General features: G+C 38.7%; 11 protein-coding genes, 2 tRNA genes and 1 pseudogene. 9 read left to right on the plus strand and 5 right to left on the minus strand.

The window, feature by feature from the left end; all coding sequences use genetic code 11:
* The first annotated feature begins 11 nt into the window (after positions 1–11).
* A complete protein-coding gene (locus HXT45_RS02655) occupies positions 12–2,657 on the plus strand; it encodes an ATP-binding cassette domain-containing protein (RefSeq protein ID WP_421782173.1) in 2,646 nt (881 codons plus the stop codon).
* Between the two features lie 29 nt (positions 2,658–2,686).
* Here the strand turns inward: HXT45_RS02655 and HXT45_RS02660 are convergent.
* Positions 2,687–2,759, minus strand: a tRNA-Arg gene (locus HXT45_RS02660).
* 591 nt (positions 2,760–3,350) lie between these two features.
* Between HXT45_RS02660 and HXT45_RS02665 the strand changes: the two genes are divergently transcribed.
* The 8 genes from HXT45_RS02665 to HXT45_RS02700 all read left to right on the plus strand — a co-directional run bounded on the left by HXT45_RS02665 (position 3,351) and on the right by HXT45_RS02700 (position 13,663).
* The gene (locus HXT45_RS02665) at positions 3,351–3,980 is read left to right on the plus strand and encodes a tryptophan transporter (RefSeq protein ID WP_115757230.1); all 630 of its coding nucleotides are present in this window, start codon (positions 3,351–3,353) and stop codon (positions 3,978–3,980) included.
* A 151-nt stretch (positions 3,981–4,131) separates the two neighbouring features.
* Positions 4,132–4,713: a tryptophan transporter gene (locus HXT45_RS02670; protein WP_415688190.1), complete on the plus strand. Its 582-nt coding sequence runs from the start codon at positions 4,132–4,134 to the stop codon at positions 4,711–4,713.
* A 125-nt stretch (positions 4,714–4,838) separates the two neighbouring features.
* A complete protein-coding gene (locus tag HXT45_RS02675) occupies positions 4,839–6,695 on the plus strand; it encodes an ABC transporter ATP-binding protein (RefSeq protein WP_421782175.1) in 1,857 nt (618 codons plus the stop codon).
* Between the two features lie 14 nt (positions 6,696–6,709).
* Positions 6,710–7,483 carry an energy-coupling factor transporter transmembrane component T family protein gene (locus HXT45_RS02680; protein WP_020759066.1) on the plus strand — a complete coding sequence of 258 codons (774 nt, stop codon included), beginning with the start codon at positions 6,710–6,712 and terminating at the stop codon, positions 7,481–7,483.
* A 56-nt stretch (positions 7,484–7,539) separates the two neighbouring features.
* Positions 7,540–8,640: a 1,4-dihydroxy-2-naphthoate octaprenyltransferase gene (gene menA, locus HXT45_RS02685; protein WP_421782176.1), complete on the plus strand. Its 1,101-nt coding sequence runs from the start codon at positions 7,540–7,542 to the stop codon at positions 8,638–8,640.
* A gap of 214 nt (positions 8,641–8,854) precedes the next feature.
* On the plus strand, positions 8,855–9,643 hold the full coding sequence (locus HXT45_RS02690; protein WP_004130254.1) for an ANTAR domain-containing response regulator: 789 nt from the start codon (positions 8,855–8,857) through the stop codon (positions 9,641–9,643).
* A 96-nt stretch (positions 9,644–9,739) separates the two neighbouring features.
* Positions 9,740–12,751: a DNA polymerase I gene (gene polA / locus HXT45_RS02695; protein WP_004132529.1), complete on the plus strand. Its 3,012-nt coding sequence runs from the start codon at positions 9,740–9,742 to the stop codon at positions 12,749–12,751.
* A gap of 57 nt (positions 12,752–12,808) precedes the next feature.
* Positions 12,809–13,663 carry a Nif3-like dinuclear metal center hexameric protein gene (locus HXT45_RS02700; protein WP_421782179.1) on the plus strand — a complete coding sequence of 285 codons (855 nt, stop codon included), beginning with the start codon at positions 12,809–12,811 and terminating at the stop codon, positions 13,661–13,663.
* Between the two features lie 91 nt (positions 13,664–13,754).
* On the opposite strand, the gene HXT45_RS02705 is transcribed toward HXT45_RS02700, so the two are convergent.
* The 4 genes and pseudogenes from HXT45_RS02705 to HXT45_RS02720 form a co-directional block, all read right to left on the minus strand.
* Positions 13,755–13,841 (minus strand) — tRNA-Leu (locus tag HXT45_RS02705).
* 66 nt (positions 13,842–13,907) lie between these two features.
* Positions 13,908–15,851, minus strand: a complete 1,944-nt coding sequence (locus tag HXT45_RS02710) for an FAD-binding protein (RefSeq protein WP_421782181.1) — start codon at positions 15,849–15,851, stop codon at positions 13,908–13,910.
* Between the two features lie 90 nt (positions 15,852–15,941).
* Complete coding sequence (dprA, locus tag HXT45_RS02715) at positions 15,942–17,468, minus strand: DNA-processing protein DprA (RefSeq protein WP_421782182.1); 1,527 nt, start codon at positions 17,466–17,468, stop codon at positions 15,942–15,944.
* Positions 17,465–17,722 (minus strand): annotated as a pseudogene (locus HXT45_RS02720) (ATP-binding protein); the annotation flags it as partial. The pseudogene HXT45_RS02720 and the gene dprA, both read right to left, overlap by 4 nt.
* Positions 17,723–17,739: the final 17 nt, after the last annotated feature.

A 17,739-nucleotide genomic window follows, 5' to 3' on the forward strand; every position in this document is an offset into this window, starting at 1 on the left:
AAGGATTTGCTATGCCCGATGAATCTAAAACGCAGGTTTTGAACAATACTAACCAGTACAAAGCTGAAACTTTCCTTCCATCGGCTTTTAGTGCTGCTCAGTTGCGTTTTGAGAATTGGGGTTATCGTCATGCCTCTCGCAAAGCGTTTGCTGTTCGTGGTTTGAACCTGACTATTGAAGCAGGGCAGAGAGTATTGCTATTAGGAGCATCGGGCATAGGCAAGTCCACTATTCTTGAAGGTGCTGCTGGATTAATCGGCAGCGATATTATTCTTAAAAGTGATTCAAACGATAAAAATAGTAACTCTTCTTCGCATAATGTTTTAGTTGAAGACGAAGATGGCGGAGTGAGTGAAGGCGCAGTATTTGTAGACGATGTACCAGTTCATAAGGCTCGCGGACGCGTTGGTTTAGTTTTACAAGACCCAGAATCTCAAGCGATTTTTCAACGTTTAGGAGATAACGTTGCGTTTGGTCCAGAAAACATGAATGTTCCGCGTAAAGAGATTTGGAATATTGTTGACGAAAGTCTTAAAGAGGTTGGCTTAGATGGCTTGCAACTTCATCGCTCTACTGCACATTTAAGCGGTGGTCAAATGCAGCGATTGGCTCTTGCTGGTGCGTTGGCAATGAAGCCTAGTGTTCTTCTTTTAGACGAGCCTACAGCAAATCTGGATCCAGACGGCGTTGAGCAAATTGTTTCAGCAGTTGGAAAAGTGCTCGACGATACTCATGCAACAATGGTTCTTGTTGAACATCATGCTCAACCTTGGATTGATTTAATTGACCGAGTAATTGTTTTGGGGCTTGAAAATAGCGGTAATAGCGGTAATAGCGAAGATAACAAAAACTTTGTTCACGATGATGATATTGCAAGAGACGAGAGCGCTAAAACAGTAATCGTAGCTGACGGAACTCCAGACGAGGTGTTTAATCGCAAGGATCTTGACTTTGAAAATCTTGGAATATGGCTCCCGGATAAGTATAAGGATTCAAAAAATCGCAATATAGGTAGGATTCATGTTGAAGGAGAGCCTGATTGCGATCCTTCTGTAGGAGATGGGAAAGTAGTTTTATCTACAAAAAACCTTGCGATTAGTCATACGGATACTCCAATAGCTAAAAACATTAATCTTGAATTTAATTCTGGCCAAATAACGGCTTTGGTTGGCGCAAATGGTGCTGGAAAATCAACTTTGTCTCTAACTTTGGCAGGATTAATTCCGTCAATAGAAGGCGAAGTTGTAGCAAGCGAGGAACTTTGTAAAGATTTAGACTCAAGTGATCCTATAAAGTGGAAGTCAACTGAACTCGCTAAAAGAATATCGTATGTTTTCCAAAATCCAGAACACCAATTTGCTTGCGGAACTGTTTTAGAAGAGGTTATGTTAGGCCCTATTAGAACAGGCATGAGCGAAGAGGATGCTCGAGCAAAAGCTAAAGAATTGCTAGAGCGATTCCGATTAGGCAGATATGCCAACGCCAATCCGTACACGCTTTCTGGAGGAGAAAAGCGCAGGCTTACAGTTGCTGCATCTTTGGCTGCAGCTCCAAGGGTTTTGATTTTAGATGAGCCAACTTTTGGCCAAGATCGAAAAACGTGGATGCAAATTATAAAGCTGATTGCAAGCCTTAGAGCAGACGGCGTTAGCGTTATTGTTGTTACTCACGATAAAGAGCTAGTAGACGCTCTGGGCGCGCGTTTGGTTGAACTTTTGCCAGTTAACAATGATAAGAATAGTGATTCTAGAGATTTATCAGATTTACAAGAATCGCAAGCAAAAGAAGCTTTGGAATCATCGCAAAGCTTGTCTTCTACAACTAATTCAACGAATATTTCTCGAATAAAAGTTAGCGCCGTAAATAAGCGTGATGAGAAAGAAAGAGCCGCAAGTTGCTCGCCATTTTTGGCTTCTCTAAATCCTGTTTACCGCATGCTTGGAGCTTTTATGCTTTCCATTCCTTTGCTGTTTACTCTTGATTGGCTTTCTTCGACTATTGCACTTGTTTTAGAGTTTATAATTTTATGGATTGTTGGAATGAGTCCTTGGCGTGTTGTTAAGCTTTCTTGGCCTGTTTGGGTTGGTGCGCCTGGATCTGCTCTAGCAGTGTGGTTATACGGTAAATCTGGCGGCCAAACGTTGTTTGAGTGGGGAATTATTCACGTAAGTGAGCACTCAACAACTCTTGCAATTGCAACGTTTATTCGTATTTTGGCTATTGGTGTTCCTGCAATTGTTACTGTTATTGGTATTGATGCTACTGATTTAGCAGATGCTTTTAGTCAAGTTATGCATTTGCCAGATAAGTTTGTTTATGGCGGATTAGCGGGAATGAGGCTTTTTAGCGTTTTGCAAGACGATTGGGCAGCTCTTACTGCTTCTAGAAGATCTCGCGGTCTTGGAGACGATAGTAAGATTCGCGCATTTATGCCTCAAGCTTTTGCGCTTCTTGTTCTTTCGATTCGTAGGTCTAGTACTTTGGCAACAGCAATGCAAGCGCGCGGTTTTGGTGGAGAAAATCCAAGATCTCATGCACGCATAAGTTACGTAAATAAGCGCGATTATGTGTTTATGGTTGTGTGCTTAATTATTCCTGCAATTGCATTAATCGCAGCTGTTTACTACGGTACGTTTGCGCTTCTTGGCGGAAATTAATTTTTGTGGAAGTTAATTAACGCAAAACGTGGGCTTAATGGGATTCGAACCCACGACCTTCTGCTCCGGAGGCAGACGCTCTATCCACTGAGCTACAAGCCCGCAACTTGTGAAAGTATACACGTTGCTAGGGATTGAGATTGTTTTATATAAGCTTAGACATGCGTTTTATGCGCTTACGGCGTTTTGCCTGGAATTGCGCCGATTTAAGTATGGGTATTTTTACGTGTTTTGTGTGATTTTTTGCTAATTTTATCTTTTTGTTTGCATTTGTACTTTTATAGTGTTAGCATCGAACACAACACAAACGCATATCGTAAATTTTACGGTGTTAGGTTTGTGATTGACCACATAGGCATTTAGCTTTGCAGCTAAAGTATTTAAGGAGGCGGCTATCATGCGTAACATGAATGCTCAAGCTCGCGATACTTTTGATGCTGCTCGTATGTGGTGGTGGCAGACTTCTCTTTGGCGTAGTTTACTCTAAAGTTTTAGAAGCTGCTTGTTTAGGCTTATAAAAGACCTCTAGGGTAAACCTAGGGGTCTTTTTTATATCCTAAAACGCAAAATCTATTTGGTTTTAATCCAAATCTAAAACAATCTAAAACCAATAACAATTTACAAACCAACAACAATCTAAACCAAAATTGTTGAAAAACAAACAACGTAAAAATTTACGTAAAGGAGAAAATCATGAATCAAGAGTCAACTAACGTAGAAGCTACCAACACAGAGCAAGCATCTGCACAGTCCGAAATTAATCAAGCAGCTACTTTGCTAAAAGGCGTAAATGTTAAAAAGCACGCTTTAGATATTACGTCTTTAGTCTTGGTTGCTGTTCTTTTTGCAGCAGGATGCATTCTTGACTTTACAGTTGCAAAGTCGCTTTCGATTGGAAATATTCAGCCAGAGTTTGTTATTGCATCGTTCTGCTTGTCTATTTTGCTTGTTCGACCAAATGTTATTCAGGGTGCGATTATTGGCGCTTTGGCTGCTACTTTGATTCAATTTAACACTTCGATTCCTGGTCTTGAATACGCTTGCGATATTCCAGCAGCAATTATTATGACGTTAGCGCTTATGGGATATCTAAAAGCTTTCCCTAAGGATGCTGCTAGAAAGTTCAGCGTGTTCCCGTTTATATCTACGTTTGTTGCAACTGTTATTTCTGGAATGATTTTTGCAACAATCGCATCCTTATTTATTCTTCACTCTCCAAACACGATTCTTGTTATGCTTCCAATTATTTTGGGAACTGCTGTGTTTAATGCTGTTGTTGTTGAAGTTCTTTACACTCCAATTCGACTCGTTTTGCACAAGTAAGCACAAGTAAATCGCCATTGAAAATGAGAAATAAATTAACTTGAATCAACGTAAGCAAATATAAACAAACATAAATGAATGTAAGTAAACATAAATAAATATCAAAAGTCGATAATTAAAACTTGATTATCGCAACATAAAGGAGAAGATTATGAATCAGGGAATTAACGAACATGCAGGTAGCATGATCAATGCTGTAAGTGTTAAAAAGCACGCTTTAGATGTTACGTCTTTAGTGTTGGTTGCTGTTCTTTTTGCAGCAGGATGTATTCTTGACTTTACAGTTGCAAAAGCACTTTCAATTGGAAACATTAAACCAAACTTCTTAATCGCATCGTTCTGTCTTGCGATTTTGCTGGTTCGCCCAAATGTTATTCAGGGTGCGATTATTGGTGCTTTGGCTGCTACTTTAATGCAATTTAACGCATCTATTCCTGGTCTTAATTATGTTTGCGATATTCCAGCAGCAATTGTTATGACTTTGATGATTATGGCTTATATTCACGTTTTCCCTAAGGATGCTGCTAGAAAGTTCAGTATTTTCCCACTTATAGCAACTTTTATAACTACAGTTGTTTCTGGTTTAATATTTGCATCTACTGCATCTTTCTTTGTTCTTCATTCTCCTAAGACGATTCTTGTTATGCTTCCAATCATTTTTGGAACTGCTGTGTTTAATGCTGTTGTTGTTGAAGTTCTTTACACTCCAATTCGACTCGTTTTGCACAAGTAGCACAGTTTGTGTTTGCAATATGTACTACGCAATATGTGTTAGGAATGTTTGGTAAATTATATAATCGTTAGATAATAATCAATAATTAGTAATCAATTTATTGGTTTTAAGAGTTAGGAATTATTGTGCCTTTGCTTGAGTTAAAAGATGTGTCTTTTAAGTATGTGAATCGGAATAAAGATGATTCTTTAGACTCTTCAAAGGCACAAGATTCCACTTTTGCACTAAAAGATGTGAGTCTTAGCATAGAGTCTGGCGAATTCGTTGGTATTATTGGCCCTTCTGGGTCTGGAAAAACAACGCTTGCTTCGCTTTTTTCTGGCGCGATTCCGCATCATTATTCTGGCGAACTCTTAGGAAGTGTTAAGATTGCTGGTCAAGACACTAAAAATCTTGCTTTAACTAACATTGCTTGCTTAATTGGATCTGTTATTCAAGATATTGATGCGCAAATGGTTGCTGCAAATGTGGAAGATGAGATTCTTTTTGGCTTAGAAAATTTTGGTGTTGCGCATAGCGAAATACCAAGTCGAATAGATGAAGCTTTGCAAATTGTTGGAATTAGTGACTTGCGTAACCGCGATTTAGACACTCTTTCTGGAGGTCAAAAGCAGAAAGTTGCGATCGCTGCTATTCTTGCGCTAAAGCCTAAAGTTATGGTGTTAGATGAGCCTACGTGCGCTTTAGACCCTGTTTCTTCTAAAATGATTTTTTCGATTCTTAAAGATTTGAACAAGAATTTTGGAATAACGGTTGTTGTAATTGAGCAAAAAGTGGCGCTTTTAAGCGAGTATTGCAAGCGTTTAGTTGTGCTTTCTAATGGCACTTTGTCGCTTGATTTGCCTGTTAGCAAAGCGCTAAAAAACATGGATTTGCTTTATTCTATTGGAATAAATTATCCGCGCACTACGCATTTGGTTAATGATCTACAGCGTGAGAATGTTTGCTCTAAAAGCGATTTGCCTGTGTCTGTAGAAGATACGGTAAATACTATTGTTAATACGATTAATAGTAGAAAATCTTTGACTTCACATGTTGATTCACATAGTGAATTTGATAGTAGTGAATACGATTCAAATAAATCGACGGTTGCTGGCGACTTTTCCAATGAGTCGCAATCTTCCACACAATCTTCAGCACATCAGCCGGAGCAAAACACTTCTCCATGTCTTTCGCTTAAAAACGTTAGTTTTTCCTACCCAAGTGGCATTAGTGCGCTAAAAAACGTGTCTTTTGAAGCTTACGCTGGGGAGCTTGTAACTCTTGTTGGAAGAAATGGCGCTGGAAAAACAACTGTTACTAAGCTAATCAACGGTTTGCTTAAGGCGAGCAGTGGCAACATTTTTATTGATGGTAAAGACACTAGCAACATGAAGATTAGCCAAATTGCTCACTATGTTTCTACGCTTTTCCAAAATCCAGATCGTCAGCTTTGCAAAGATACTGTTTTAGAAGAAGTAGCGTTTAGTTGCATTCTTTTAGGAGAGTCTGTTAAAGATGCTAATGATCATGCAATGCAAGTGATTGAAAAGCTAAATCTAGATCCTAAAGCAAGCCCATTTATGCTTTCTAGAGGCCAGCGTCAAATGGTTGCTTTGGCTGCAACTGTTGTAACTAAACCTAAGATTCTTGTTTTAGACGAGCCAACGTGTGGCTTAGACTACATGGAATGCTTGCGCATTATGCAAGTTGTAGAAGACCTTAGAGATCACGGTTGTTGCATAATAATGGTTTGCCACGATATGGAAGTGGTTCTTGACTTTGCAACGCGTTTAATCGTAGTAAACGATGGCAAAATTCTAGAAGATGGAAGCATAAGTTGCGTTTTTGAAAACAATGCGATTTGCAAAGAAGCTGCATTATGTGCTCCACTTTTGTGTGCTGTATCTCAAGGCTTAGTCAAAAATGGTTTTGATGCGTGCAAAGGCTTGTATAAAAGGGATATGTTGGTTGATGCTCTTAAAAAGAGTAGCAATTTGTAAAGCAAGGTGTAATTATGCAAACTAAAATCTTAACGTATAACGAAGGCTCAACTTTGCTTCACAAAGCAAATCCTATTGCAAAGCTCATATTAGCTGTAAGCGTTGTTGTGTCTGCTTTTATAGCTCAACAATTTAGCATTCTTGTATTTATTGCAGTTCTTATTCTTGCTGGCATGGCTATGGCTGGTATTCTTAAAGCGCTGTTTCCTCTTGTGCGCGCAATGCTTATTCTTGGCGTTGTAATGTTCTTTTTGCAAACAGTTATTGCTCAAGGCGGAAACTACATGTTCTTATGGTTTAGCACAAAGGGAATTTCTGTTGCATTGCGAGCATCTTTAAGACTTTTTTGCTTTGCATTGCCTCTTGTAAGCGTTCTTAGCATTACAAAACTAAATGATTTAGCTAATGCGGTTGTTCAATACTTACACATCCCATATTGCTATGCTTTTACAATCACTACAGCTGTGCGATTTGTTCCTATTTTTGCGTACGAGATGTCTCAAATTACAGAAGCTCAAATGGCAAGAGGAGTGGAGTTCGATACAAAGAATCCTTTCAAAAAGATTAAGCTTATGATGCCTTTGATTGTGCCTCTTTTAGTTTTGTCTGTTCGTAAAGCAGATAGCTGTGCGCTGGCTGCAGAAGAGCGAGGATTCTATTTGCGCACACGTAAGTCTTCTTTTAGAAAATATCCTTTTGGCTGGCGTGGATTTGTTCTTCTTGTTATATCTGTTTTAATGATTGCTTTGCCAATTCTTGCGTCTATGTTTGCTCCACAAATAATCTAAAATAGTCTAAACTAATCTAGAATCAATTAAAAAATTCTAGAATTTAGGCGATTTTAATGACTAATATTAAGTTTTGGCTTAAAGGTGCAAGACTTTATACTCTTCCAATCGGAATTGTTCCAGTTGTTATGGCAATTTCGATTTTTGCAAGGTATTTATTTAGCGGTCAAATACTTGTAAAGACCTATAATGTTGAGAATTTTGTTTTGCAAGCGTTTTTGTGTTTGTGTGTTGCTGTTTTTATGCAAATTTCAGTAAACTATGCAAACGATTATTGTGACGGTTTGCGCGGATTAGATAATCAAAGGTCTAAGAGAGATGTAAGCGTAAAAAACAAAGCGTTGTGCGATGTGTCTTGGAGACTTGCAAACGCTGGTATTAAGCCAAAATCGGTTTTGTATGCTGCTTGCATATCTGCTCTAATATCGTGCGTTTTTGGACTAGTTATTACGATTAGAAGTGGAATTTGGATGTTTATTCCTCTTGGATTAATTTGTGTTATAGCAGCTTGGTTTTATGCAGGAGGATCACATCCATACGGATATAGGGGTTGGGGAGAGCTTAGTGCGTTTTTGTTCTTTGGACCTGTTGCGTTTTTGGGAACATTGTGTGCTCTTTTTTATGCAAGTGGTTTTTCTAAAGACTCAATAACTGCAGCAAGCATTGAGCAAATTGTTTTTTGCGTATTATTATCTTTTATTCCAGGCGGATTTTCTGCTTGCCTTATGATGATTAACAATTTAAGAGATATAGAAAGCGATACGCAACATAAAAAGATTACTGCAATGGCTTTGCTTGGCAAACGCAAGGGTAGTGTTGTATTTACTTGTGTTGCTGTTTTAGTGGCGATTTTACAATCATCTTATGTGCTCTTATATGTGTTCGCTTCTCGATTTATAGGTGTATTTTTAAGCATTGATAACCCTTATAAAACTGTTTTCGCGTTAAGCAATACATTATTTAATAATGGTGTGTTTGTTGTTTCTTGCATTCTGTTACTATTGATTACTTGCGTGTTTATTAAAAAAGCGTGCTCGCTAATATACGCAGTTATTAATGGGAATTATGCTAGTGCTTTTCCATTGTGCGTACAGTTAGCAATGCTCGGTGCTTTGACTTTTGTATTGTCATTATTTGCATGTGCTTTACCGCATTAAAAAGCGGTTTGTAGCGTATTTTTATACACGCATGCGAGTAAAATCGTTGGCAACGCGCACAGTGTGCTTTTGGTGTTTGTGCATAAAACTTGCATGATGCTAGCCTAAAAATAAACGCAAAGATGGCGAGTATGAGTATTAAGTGTGCGAATGTATGTGTTAGTGGAATGCATAGCGCTGTTGCCTTGTGTTTTGGTAAGGAAATGAGGTTAGAATGTCGGCTGAAAACAGCGATGAAGAGATGGGGAATGCGCCTGTTGTGCTTACAGATGATGAATTGCGTAATGCATATGAATCGTCGAATGGCGTAGAAAGCAATAATAAAAATAGCGAGCAAAAAGAAAACAGCGTTAAAACTGTTGTTGTTGCAGAAGATGAAGCAGTAAACCGTATGGATCTTGTAGCAATGCTAGAAGATAACGGATATAAGGTTGTTGGTCAAGCTGCAAATGGGCAGGAGGCTATTGACCTTACTCGTGAAAATCGTCCAGACGTTGTTTGCATGGACGTTAAAATGCCTGGTGTGGATGGAATTCAAGCGGCTGCTACGATTTGCGACGAAAATATTGCACCTGTTGTTATGCTAACTGCTTTTTCGCAATCGGACTTAGTTAAGCGCGCTACTGGCGCTGGAGCAATGGCGTATGTTACAAAGCCTTACGAAGAGTCAAAGCTTTTGCCAGCTCTAGAAGTTGCAATGGGCAGATTTAGCGAGATTAACGATTTGCTCGATAGTGTTGAACGTACAGAAAACAAGCTTCAAGATGCTCAAGATCAGCTTCGTAAAGCAGAAGAAAAGCTTAAGAAAGCAGAAGATACTCTCGAAGAGCGCAAGCTTGTAGATAGAGCAAAAGGCTTACTTATGGATAAAGCTGGGTTCTCGGAGCAGGGTGCTTTCCGTTGGATCCAAAAAACTTCTATGGATCAGCGTATTCCAAAGAAGCGTCTTGCGTTGGCTATTATCGCTAAGTATGGCGAAGAAAAGCCATCTGACGAAGCGTAGTAAGTCAAAATAATTTTGATAATCGCGGTTTCTTGCGCGAGCTATGCATAAATAATTTCAAAAGTTTATTTTATAAAAAACGCAGGTGGGTGTTAAGTGGATACCAGCATCGTTGCAAACGAGGATTCTTTGAATAATGAGGATTATAAGGGAACGTTGTTGGTGGTAGATGGCCACTCACTTGCGTTTCGTGCTTTTTACGCAATATCGGCAGATAATTTTTCCACAAAATCTGGTTTTGCTACTAATGCAATATGGGGCTTTTCTACTATGCTTTCGCAAGTCATAGAAAAAGAGAAGCCAGATAAGCTTGCGGTTGCTTTCGACGTTAAAGGTGGAACTTTTAGAAACAAGCTTTTGCCGCAATATAAGGGTACTCGTGAAGCTGCTCCAGAAGAACTTATATCTCAGTTGCCCGTTATTCAAAAAATGCTTAGTGCGTTAGGTGTTAAGTACATTACAAAGCAGGGCTACGAAGGCGACGATATTATTGCTACTTTGGCAACTATGGGTGCTAATGCTGGTTATAAAACGCTTGTGCTTTCTGGAGATCGCGATGCTTTTCAGCTAATTAATAACACTATTAACGTGCTGTACCCAGGCAGGCATTTTAAGGATCTAAAGCAAATGGATCCTAATGCGATTGTTGAAAAATACAATGTTACGCCTAGTCAGTATTCAGATTTAGCAGCATTGCGCGGGGAAACGTCTGATAATATTCCAGGAGTTCCAGGAGTTGGAGATGGTTATGCTGCTAAGTGGATTAATCAATTTGGCAGTCTAGAAGGCATTATTGAAAACGCAAGTCAAATCAGTGGTAAAAAAGGCGAGTCTTTACGAGAAAGCATTGATCAGATTCGATTAAATAAAAAAGTTAATACTCTTGTTAAAGATTTAGACCTTGGAGTTAGTGTTAACGATCTTGATTTTGGCAATGTAAACGCTGCGTCTGTTGGAGAGCTGTTCGAAAATCTTGAATTTGGTACACGTACTAGAAGAAAGATTCTAAAAGAGTTTACGCGCGGGAGCAAAGAGCTTTTAGATGAGAATATTAAAACAATGATTTCTGCTGGAAGTGCGCATGCAGAAAATAGTGGTTCTACGGAATCAAATGATTCAGATGATATAGAAGACGTTAAAGCTCTGTTAGATAAAATAAACGTGCATAATATTAATTCCGAGTCTGATGCAGATAATTGGATTAGTATTGCAAAATCTTGTGTTGCGGATTCTTGCGACTTTTCCGACTCGTATATAAATAGTGCAAATCTTATAAGAAACGACTTAGAATGCGCAAAAACAATAAAAGAGCATAAAGAATTAGTAGTATTTGCTGTAGAAGAAAAAAACAACACTAATCAGTTTGGTATTTTTGCAAAAGCATTAATAATCCTAGCTGGTAACGACGCTGCAATTGTGTATGCAAATGTTCTTAATGAAAATAGCGGAATCGCTTCTAAACTAAGAGATTTTATAAAAAAGCATGAGTCTTCAGTTGTTTTGCATGATTATAAAAAGCATATTGCTCTTTTAGCGTCTCTAAGAGTCGTAGAAGATAATTATTCTTTTAGCCCACTAGTCGACACTCGTTTAGCATCTTACTTAATTGAGCCAGATTTTAAGAACGAAAATCTTTGCGATATGGCTGAGCATGTTTTGAATATTCATATAGGCTCTTCGCAATTAAACGATGAACCGACGCAAGGCAAACTTGATTTTGATATTGATAGCAGCCAAGATTCTAAAGAGCAATATTCGCAAAGTCAAGATAACAAAGAATTAGAAGAAAGCATGCTAGAAACAGCTTTGACTATACGTTTGCTTTCTAAACAATATGCGAAAAAGTTGGATGAGCGCAAGCAAACTGGCTTAATGATAGACGTTGAAATGCCTGTTTCTAGAGTTTTAAGGAAGATGGAAGATACGGGCGCTGCTGTAGATATGCTACGACTTGCGTCTATGAAAGATAATTTTGCAAGTGAAGCGAATTTTGCTCAAAAAATGGCGCTAGACGTTGCAGCTAAGCCAATAAATTTGCAAAGTCCTAAGCAAATTCAGCAATTGCTGTTCGAAGACATGGGTCTAAAGCCTACTCGTAGAACAAAAAGTGGCTCATATACTACTAATGCAGAAGCTTTACAAGCGTTGTATGCAAAAATTGATCCAGATGAAAAGTCAAGTCAATTTTTAGGCGCTTTGCTTAAGTATCGAGAAACTAATAAATTAAAGCAAATTGTTCAAAGCCTTATTGATGCTGCAAGATATAAAGACGGTAGGATTCACACAACTTTTGAGCAAACTATTGCTGCTACTGGTCGATTAAGTTCTTCGGACCCAAATTTGCAAAATATACCAAACAAGAATGTTGATGGTAGGGAGATTAGAGCGGCTTTTGTTCCAGGAAGAGACTATGAGCAGCTTATGAGCTGCGATTATTCGCAAGTGGAACTTAGAATTATGGCTCATGCTTCTGAAGATAAAACGCTTATTGATGCTTTCCAGTCTGGTGTTGATTTTCATAAGTTTGTAGCGAGCTTAGTTTATAGGATTCCAATAGAGCAAGTTAGTGCAGATCAGCGTAGCCACGTTAAAGCAATGAGCTACGGGTTAGCGTATGGACTCAGTACGTATGGTCTTGCAAAGCAACTAGGAATTAGTCCTGCTGCTGCAGAAGTTCTTAAAGAAAAGTATTTTAATACTTTTGGTGCAGTACACGACTATTTGGAGTCTTTAGTAGATAAAGCTAGAAAGCTTGGATACACTCAAACAATGTTTGGTAGAAGAAGATATTTCCCAAAGTTAAATTCTACGAACAGGGCATCTAGAGAAGCTGCAGAACGAGCTGCTCTAAACGCTCCTATTCAGGGAAGTGCTGCAGACATTATGAAGCTTGCAATGATTAGAGTAGACGATGATTTGCGAAAAGCTAATGTTAAGAGTCGCGTGATTTTGCAAATCCACGACGAACTTGTTCTTGAGATTGCTCATGGCGAGGCGGATGTTGTAGAAGATATTGTTAAAAATGCTATGGAACATACTGTTGAGCTTTCTGTTCCGCTTAGTGTTTCTACTGGAGTTGGTGCTGATTGGCAGCTTGCTGCGCATTGATTTTGTTTGTGAGAATTATTGTAAAGACCACTGTAGGATTATTGTAAAGGTGTGAATATGGCAACTTTGGGTGATATTGTTAAGGTTTTAGAAGACTTGTATCCTCTGTGTCTTGCTGAGCCTTGGGATAATCCAGGATTAATCGTTGGAAATCCTTCGCATAAAGTTAATAAAATTATTTGCTTATCGGATCCAACTTTAGAAGCTGTTGAAGAATCATGCAAAATGGGTGCTGATTTGATTGTTTCGCACCATCCTTTGTTTTTTAAGTCGGTTCACGAAGTTTCTGGTTTTTCTGTTCGCGGAAAAATAGTTCAAACTCTTATTGAAAATCGTTGCGGATTGTGGGTTGGTCACACTAATGCGGATGCAGCTTTTAGGGGAGTAGCAGATGCTGCGTCTAATGCTTTTGGCCTTAAGGATTTGCACCCTCTTGTTCCAGCAAATAATAACCCTTCTATTGGGCTTGGCAGAGTTGGAGTGCTTGAGCAAAAAATCACACTTAAAGAGTTTGCTATGCGCGTTTTTAACGCTTTACCTGCTACTAAGCTAGGCGTTCAAGTGTGCGGAGATGTTGATGCAATGGTTAGTAAAATAGCTGTTCTTCCAGGATCTGGTGATTCCTTATTTGATGAAGTTCGCGCTTGTGGAGCGGACGTGTATGTAACAAGTGATTTAAGGCATCATCCTGCAACGGACGCGTACGAGCAAGCTATTTATGAATCGCAACTAACGCACTCTAATATTATTAAGCCTATGCTTATAAACACTCCTCATAGCGCTATTGAATCTTTGTGGTTTAAGTATGCTGTTAAAGATATTCACGATTCTATATGTAAGAATTTTGGTGAATCATTAGATGTTTCTTGGATTGGTAGAGCTTTTGACCCTTGGAATTACGTGATTAACTAGCGTGATTAGTTAGTGCGATTATTTACGCGATTAGTGTTTGCGAATACGAAACAAAAAAGTCTTGCTGATTTCTCAGCAAGACTTTATTTTGTGTCCGGAGCGGGACTTGAACCCGCACGCCTGTACAAATAGGCACTAGCACCTCAAGCTAGCGCGTCTACCATTCCGCCACCCGGACGGGTGTTTTAGACAACAGATAGAACTATAACATTTTTTTCAACTCTTTGCTTCGGCGTGTTGCAAATTAATTGATTTTTGTAATAATTTCTTTAATTTCGCTAGCATTTTGAGCGTTAATTGGACGATTTGGGTCAAAATCCACTACTACAACTGGAATATTTTGCACTTTTCCACTTAAATCCACTATAGAATGTTGCGGATTTTGGCTGTTGTTATGCTGTGGATAATCCAATCTTGTAAAAGATCCTCTAGATTCATGTCTTGCAAGTGATGCTTGCAAAACTGCTTTTGCAAATGTAATCAAGTTTTTCAATTCCAAAATAGCTGTCAGTTCTTGATTAAAAACAAGATTTTTAGAATGCAAAATAAGCATTTTAGCTTTTGGAATAATAAGCGTATCTATTTTTTGCAAAGCTTCTTTAATGCTCTGTTCGTTGCATCTTACTGCAACAGCTGTTTCCATAATCTCTTCTAGAGCATCTAAAAGCATGTATGGATTTTGCTCATCTTTTGAATCGTTCTCGCTTTGCATAAGAGCGCGTATTTTTTGGATTCGCTTTTTAGCTAACTCGTCTATTTTTTGGATTTTGTTTTGCAAATTATTTTGATTTTGAGTTTCTTCTTGATTTTGCAAGTCTTTTGCAATAGATTTTCCTGCGATTTTTCCAAATAAGCAAGCGTCAAGAAGCGAGTTTCCGCCAAGGCGATTAGCGCCATGTACTCCTGAGCAAGCGCATTCTCCAGCAGCGTATAATCCCTTTATGCTTTGTTTTTTCCCTCTATCTAACTTATAGACTTGACTGTTAAGAGTGATTGGTATTCCGCCCATTGTGTAGTGTGCAGTAGGCTTAATAGGTACAAGATCTTTTGAAGGATCTAAATGCGCATATTTTTCAATCGTCTCAACAACTTGCGGAAGAGCATCTAACATGTGCTGTTTTTCTATATGAGTCATGTCTAGCCAAACGCAATCTTTTTTATCAACGTTGCTAGTTGTGTCTTCCACTCCTCGCGCTGCATCTACTTCTGCTATAATCGCCCTGCTTACAACGTCTCTTGGAGCTAAATCCGCGTGCGTATTGTCGTAGTTCTTCATAAATGCTTCGTTTTTGCAATTCCTAAGCACTCCGCCTTCTCCTCGCGCAGCTTCCGAAAGCAATATTCCAGTGTGCGCTAATCCAGTTGGGTGGAATTGTATAAACTCTATGTCTTCTAATTGCAATCCAGCGTTTAGCGCTAAAGCCATTCCATCTCCAGTTAAATCCCAAGAGTTGGAAGTTGTTGCAAATAATCTTCCAGCGCCTCCAGTTGCAATAAGAACATTGTTTGCGCTTATTTTTTCTACGCTTCCTGTTTTTTCGTTTAGCGCTATAACTCCTTCTACGCTGTTTGTTTCGCTATTTATTGCAATATCTGTAACGTAAATTTCTTCGCTAATGTTAATGTTTTCTTCTAAGCATTTTTGCCACAAACTGTATAGAATTTGGTGGCCGATTCTATCTGCAGCGTATGCAGCTCGCCTAACTGGCTGTTTTCCAAAGTCGGCAGTGTGGCCTCCAAAGAATCTTTGATTAATGTGACCGTCTTTTGTTCTAGAAAAAGCAACTCCAAAGTGCTCAAGTTCAATAACTGTTTCTCTAGCTTCTTTTGCTAGCATTTTTGCTGCGTCTTGATCGCTTAGCCAGTCGCCTCCGTGAACAGTGTCGTAATAGTGCCATTGCCAGCAATCTTTTTCTACGTTTCCTAATGATGCTGCGATTCCGCCTTCAGCAGAGCCTGTATGAGACCTTAATGCTTGAAGCTTGCAAATCACTAATATTTTAGGCTGTTTTCCGTGCGTTTTTAGCGTTTGGTACTCTTTAGACTTTACTAAGCCTAATGCGGCTGAAAGTCCTGCGGCTCCAGCTCCAATAATTAAAACGTTGTAAAACGAGTTATTTATTTTTATTTGCTCGCTTTTTTCTTGACTTTTTGCGTTTGATTCGCTTTGCTCAAAGTTTGATTGCATAACACTTATTTTCTCATATTTTTCGCATTTTTATTTAAGACTTTAAGACTTTTATTTAAGACTTAAGTCTTAGGACTTTTTATTTAAGACTTAAGTCTTTTTTCGATTTATGCTAAAAACGCCATTTTGACTTTTGATTAATCCATCTAGCTCAAGAATCGCAAGCTCTCCTGATATTTGCGATATTGAAAAATCGTCATTTGTTTCTGATTTTGCAATAACTTCATTAATGTTGTCTATATTTGCACATACTTTGTTGTGCTTGCACTTGTAAATCGCTTTTAATATAAACTTTTGTAAATCATTGCAAGTGTCTGGAATGCTTTCATTATTACTTAGTGAATGTGGTAAATAATGATGTGAATTAGGGTAGATGTCTTCTATATCTCTGTGTGAGCATATCATCATAGCTTTTCCGTCATGAATAAGCATGTTGCATCCAGCGTTATTTGGCAAAGTTACGTCTCCAGGAACTGCATACAATTCTCGGTTTAATTCCAATGCCCAATTTGCTGTGTTTAACGCTCCCGACCTTAATCTAGCTTGAGAAACTATGACTTTGCTAGCAAGGGCTGCAATAAGGCGGTTTCTTAGCAAGAATCTGCGTGCTTCTGGAATAGTTTCGGGGCAAAGCTCGCTTATGCACGCGCCTCCGCTTGCAAGTATTGCGTTAAAAAGTTGAGCATTACTACTTGGACCCATGTTGTTTAGTCCTCCAGCAAAAACGACTATTGTTTTGCCTGCAGGACTTGCGTTTATTGCGTGGCAATCCAATGCGTCTAATGTTCCCCAATGTGCTGCAGCGTCAATTCCGTAAGCTCCGCCAGAAACAATTGTGTGCCCTTTTTTAGCGCACGATTTTGCGAAAGTAAAGCTAAGTTCGTACCCGTAGTCATTGCATCCTCTAGATCCAACGATTGCAAGTGGTTGTTTGCATTGAACAAGAGCGTTTGGGTCTCCAATTCCCCATAAGCAAAGTGGGGGAGCAACTTTGCATTTTGTTGCTAAATCTTGTAATTGTTTAGGCCAATACTTGCTTTTTGGAGATATAATCCATTGCGATCCGCTTGAACTAAACCATTTTTTGAGTTTGTTTGCATCCCAAAAAGGTAGTTTTTGCATTCGTAGGCACCATTTTTTAACAGACTTATGCAATACAGCAAAATTATTTACTTCGTTTTTATTGTTTTCACTTTTACCGCCCCAAATTTTAAGACCTTCCAAAAAGCATTTTTCTAAAACTTTGATTTGTGGGTGATTCTTTACAATGTTTGTAAGAACATTGTCTAAATCGTTTGTACTTGAATCGGTGTTGCCTTCTTGCTGTTTATTTTCGCTAGAATCTTTTTGATGACTATTTGTTGTAAAATCAAGCTCTAATTGTTTATTGCTTATTTTGCTTGCGTTTTTAGTGATTGATTCGCAAATAGAATATAGTGCATCTACAATGCTTGTAGCATTAACAGTTCCTATAGTAAGCGTGTACATTATTGCGTCTGCTCCATCTGTGCAAAACGTTAGGATTGCGCGCGCTAAAGTATCGTCATTTATTGCATAAATATCACTTGTTTGTGTGTTTGTTATATTTGCATTATTTGCATTATTTGTACTAATCATATTCTTGTCCTTAAGCTAATTGCTTGAGCCATATCGGTTAAATCTGGGCAAGTGCGACCACAAAGATCTGCCAAAGTCCAAGCAAGTCTAAGTGCTCTATCCGCGCCGCGTAAACTCAACTTGTGGTTTTCAAGAGACTTATTTATAAGCTCAATCGCTTTTTGAGATGTGTATTTTCTAAGCCACGTTCCAGAAGCTTGAGCGTTGCAACTCCAGCCAAGTTTCTTAAAACGATCTTGCGCAACAAGTCTTGCGTTCTTTACATTTTCAC

Origin of the sequence: Gardnerella sp. DNF01199S, from assembly GCF_049244155.1 — a bacterium.
GTDB lineage: Bacteria > Actinomycetota > Actinomycetes > Actinomycetales > Bifidobacteriaceae > Bifidobacterium > Bifidobacterium piotii.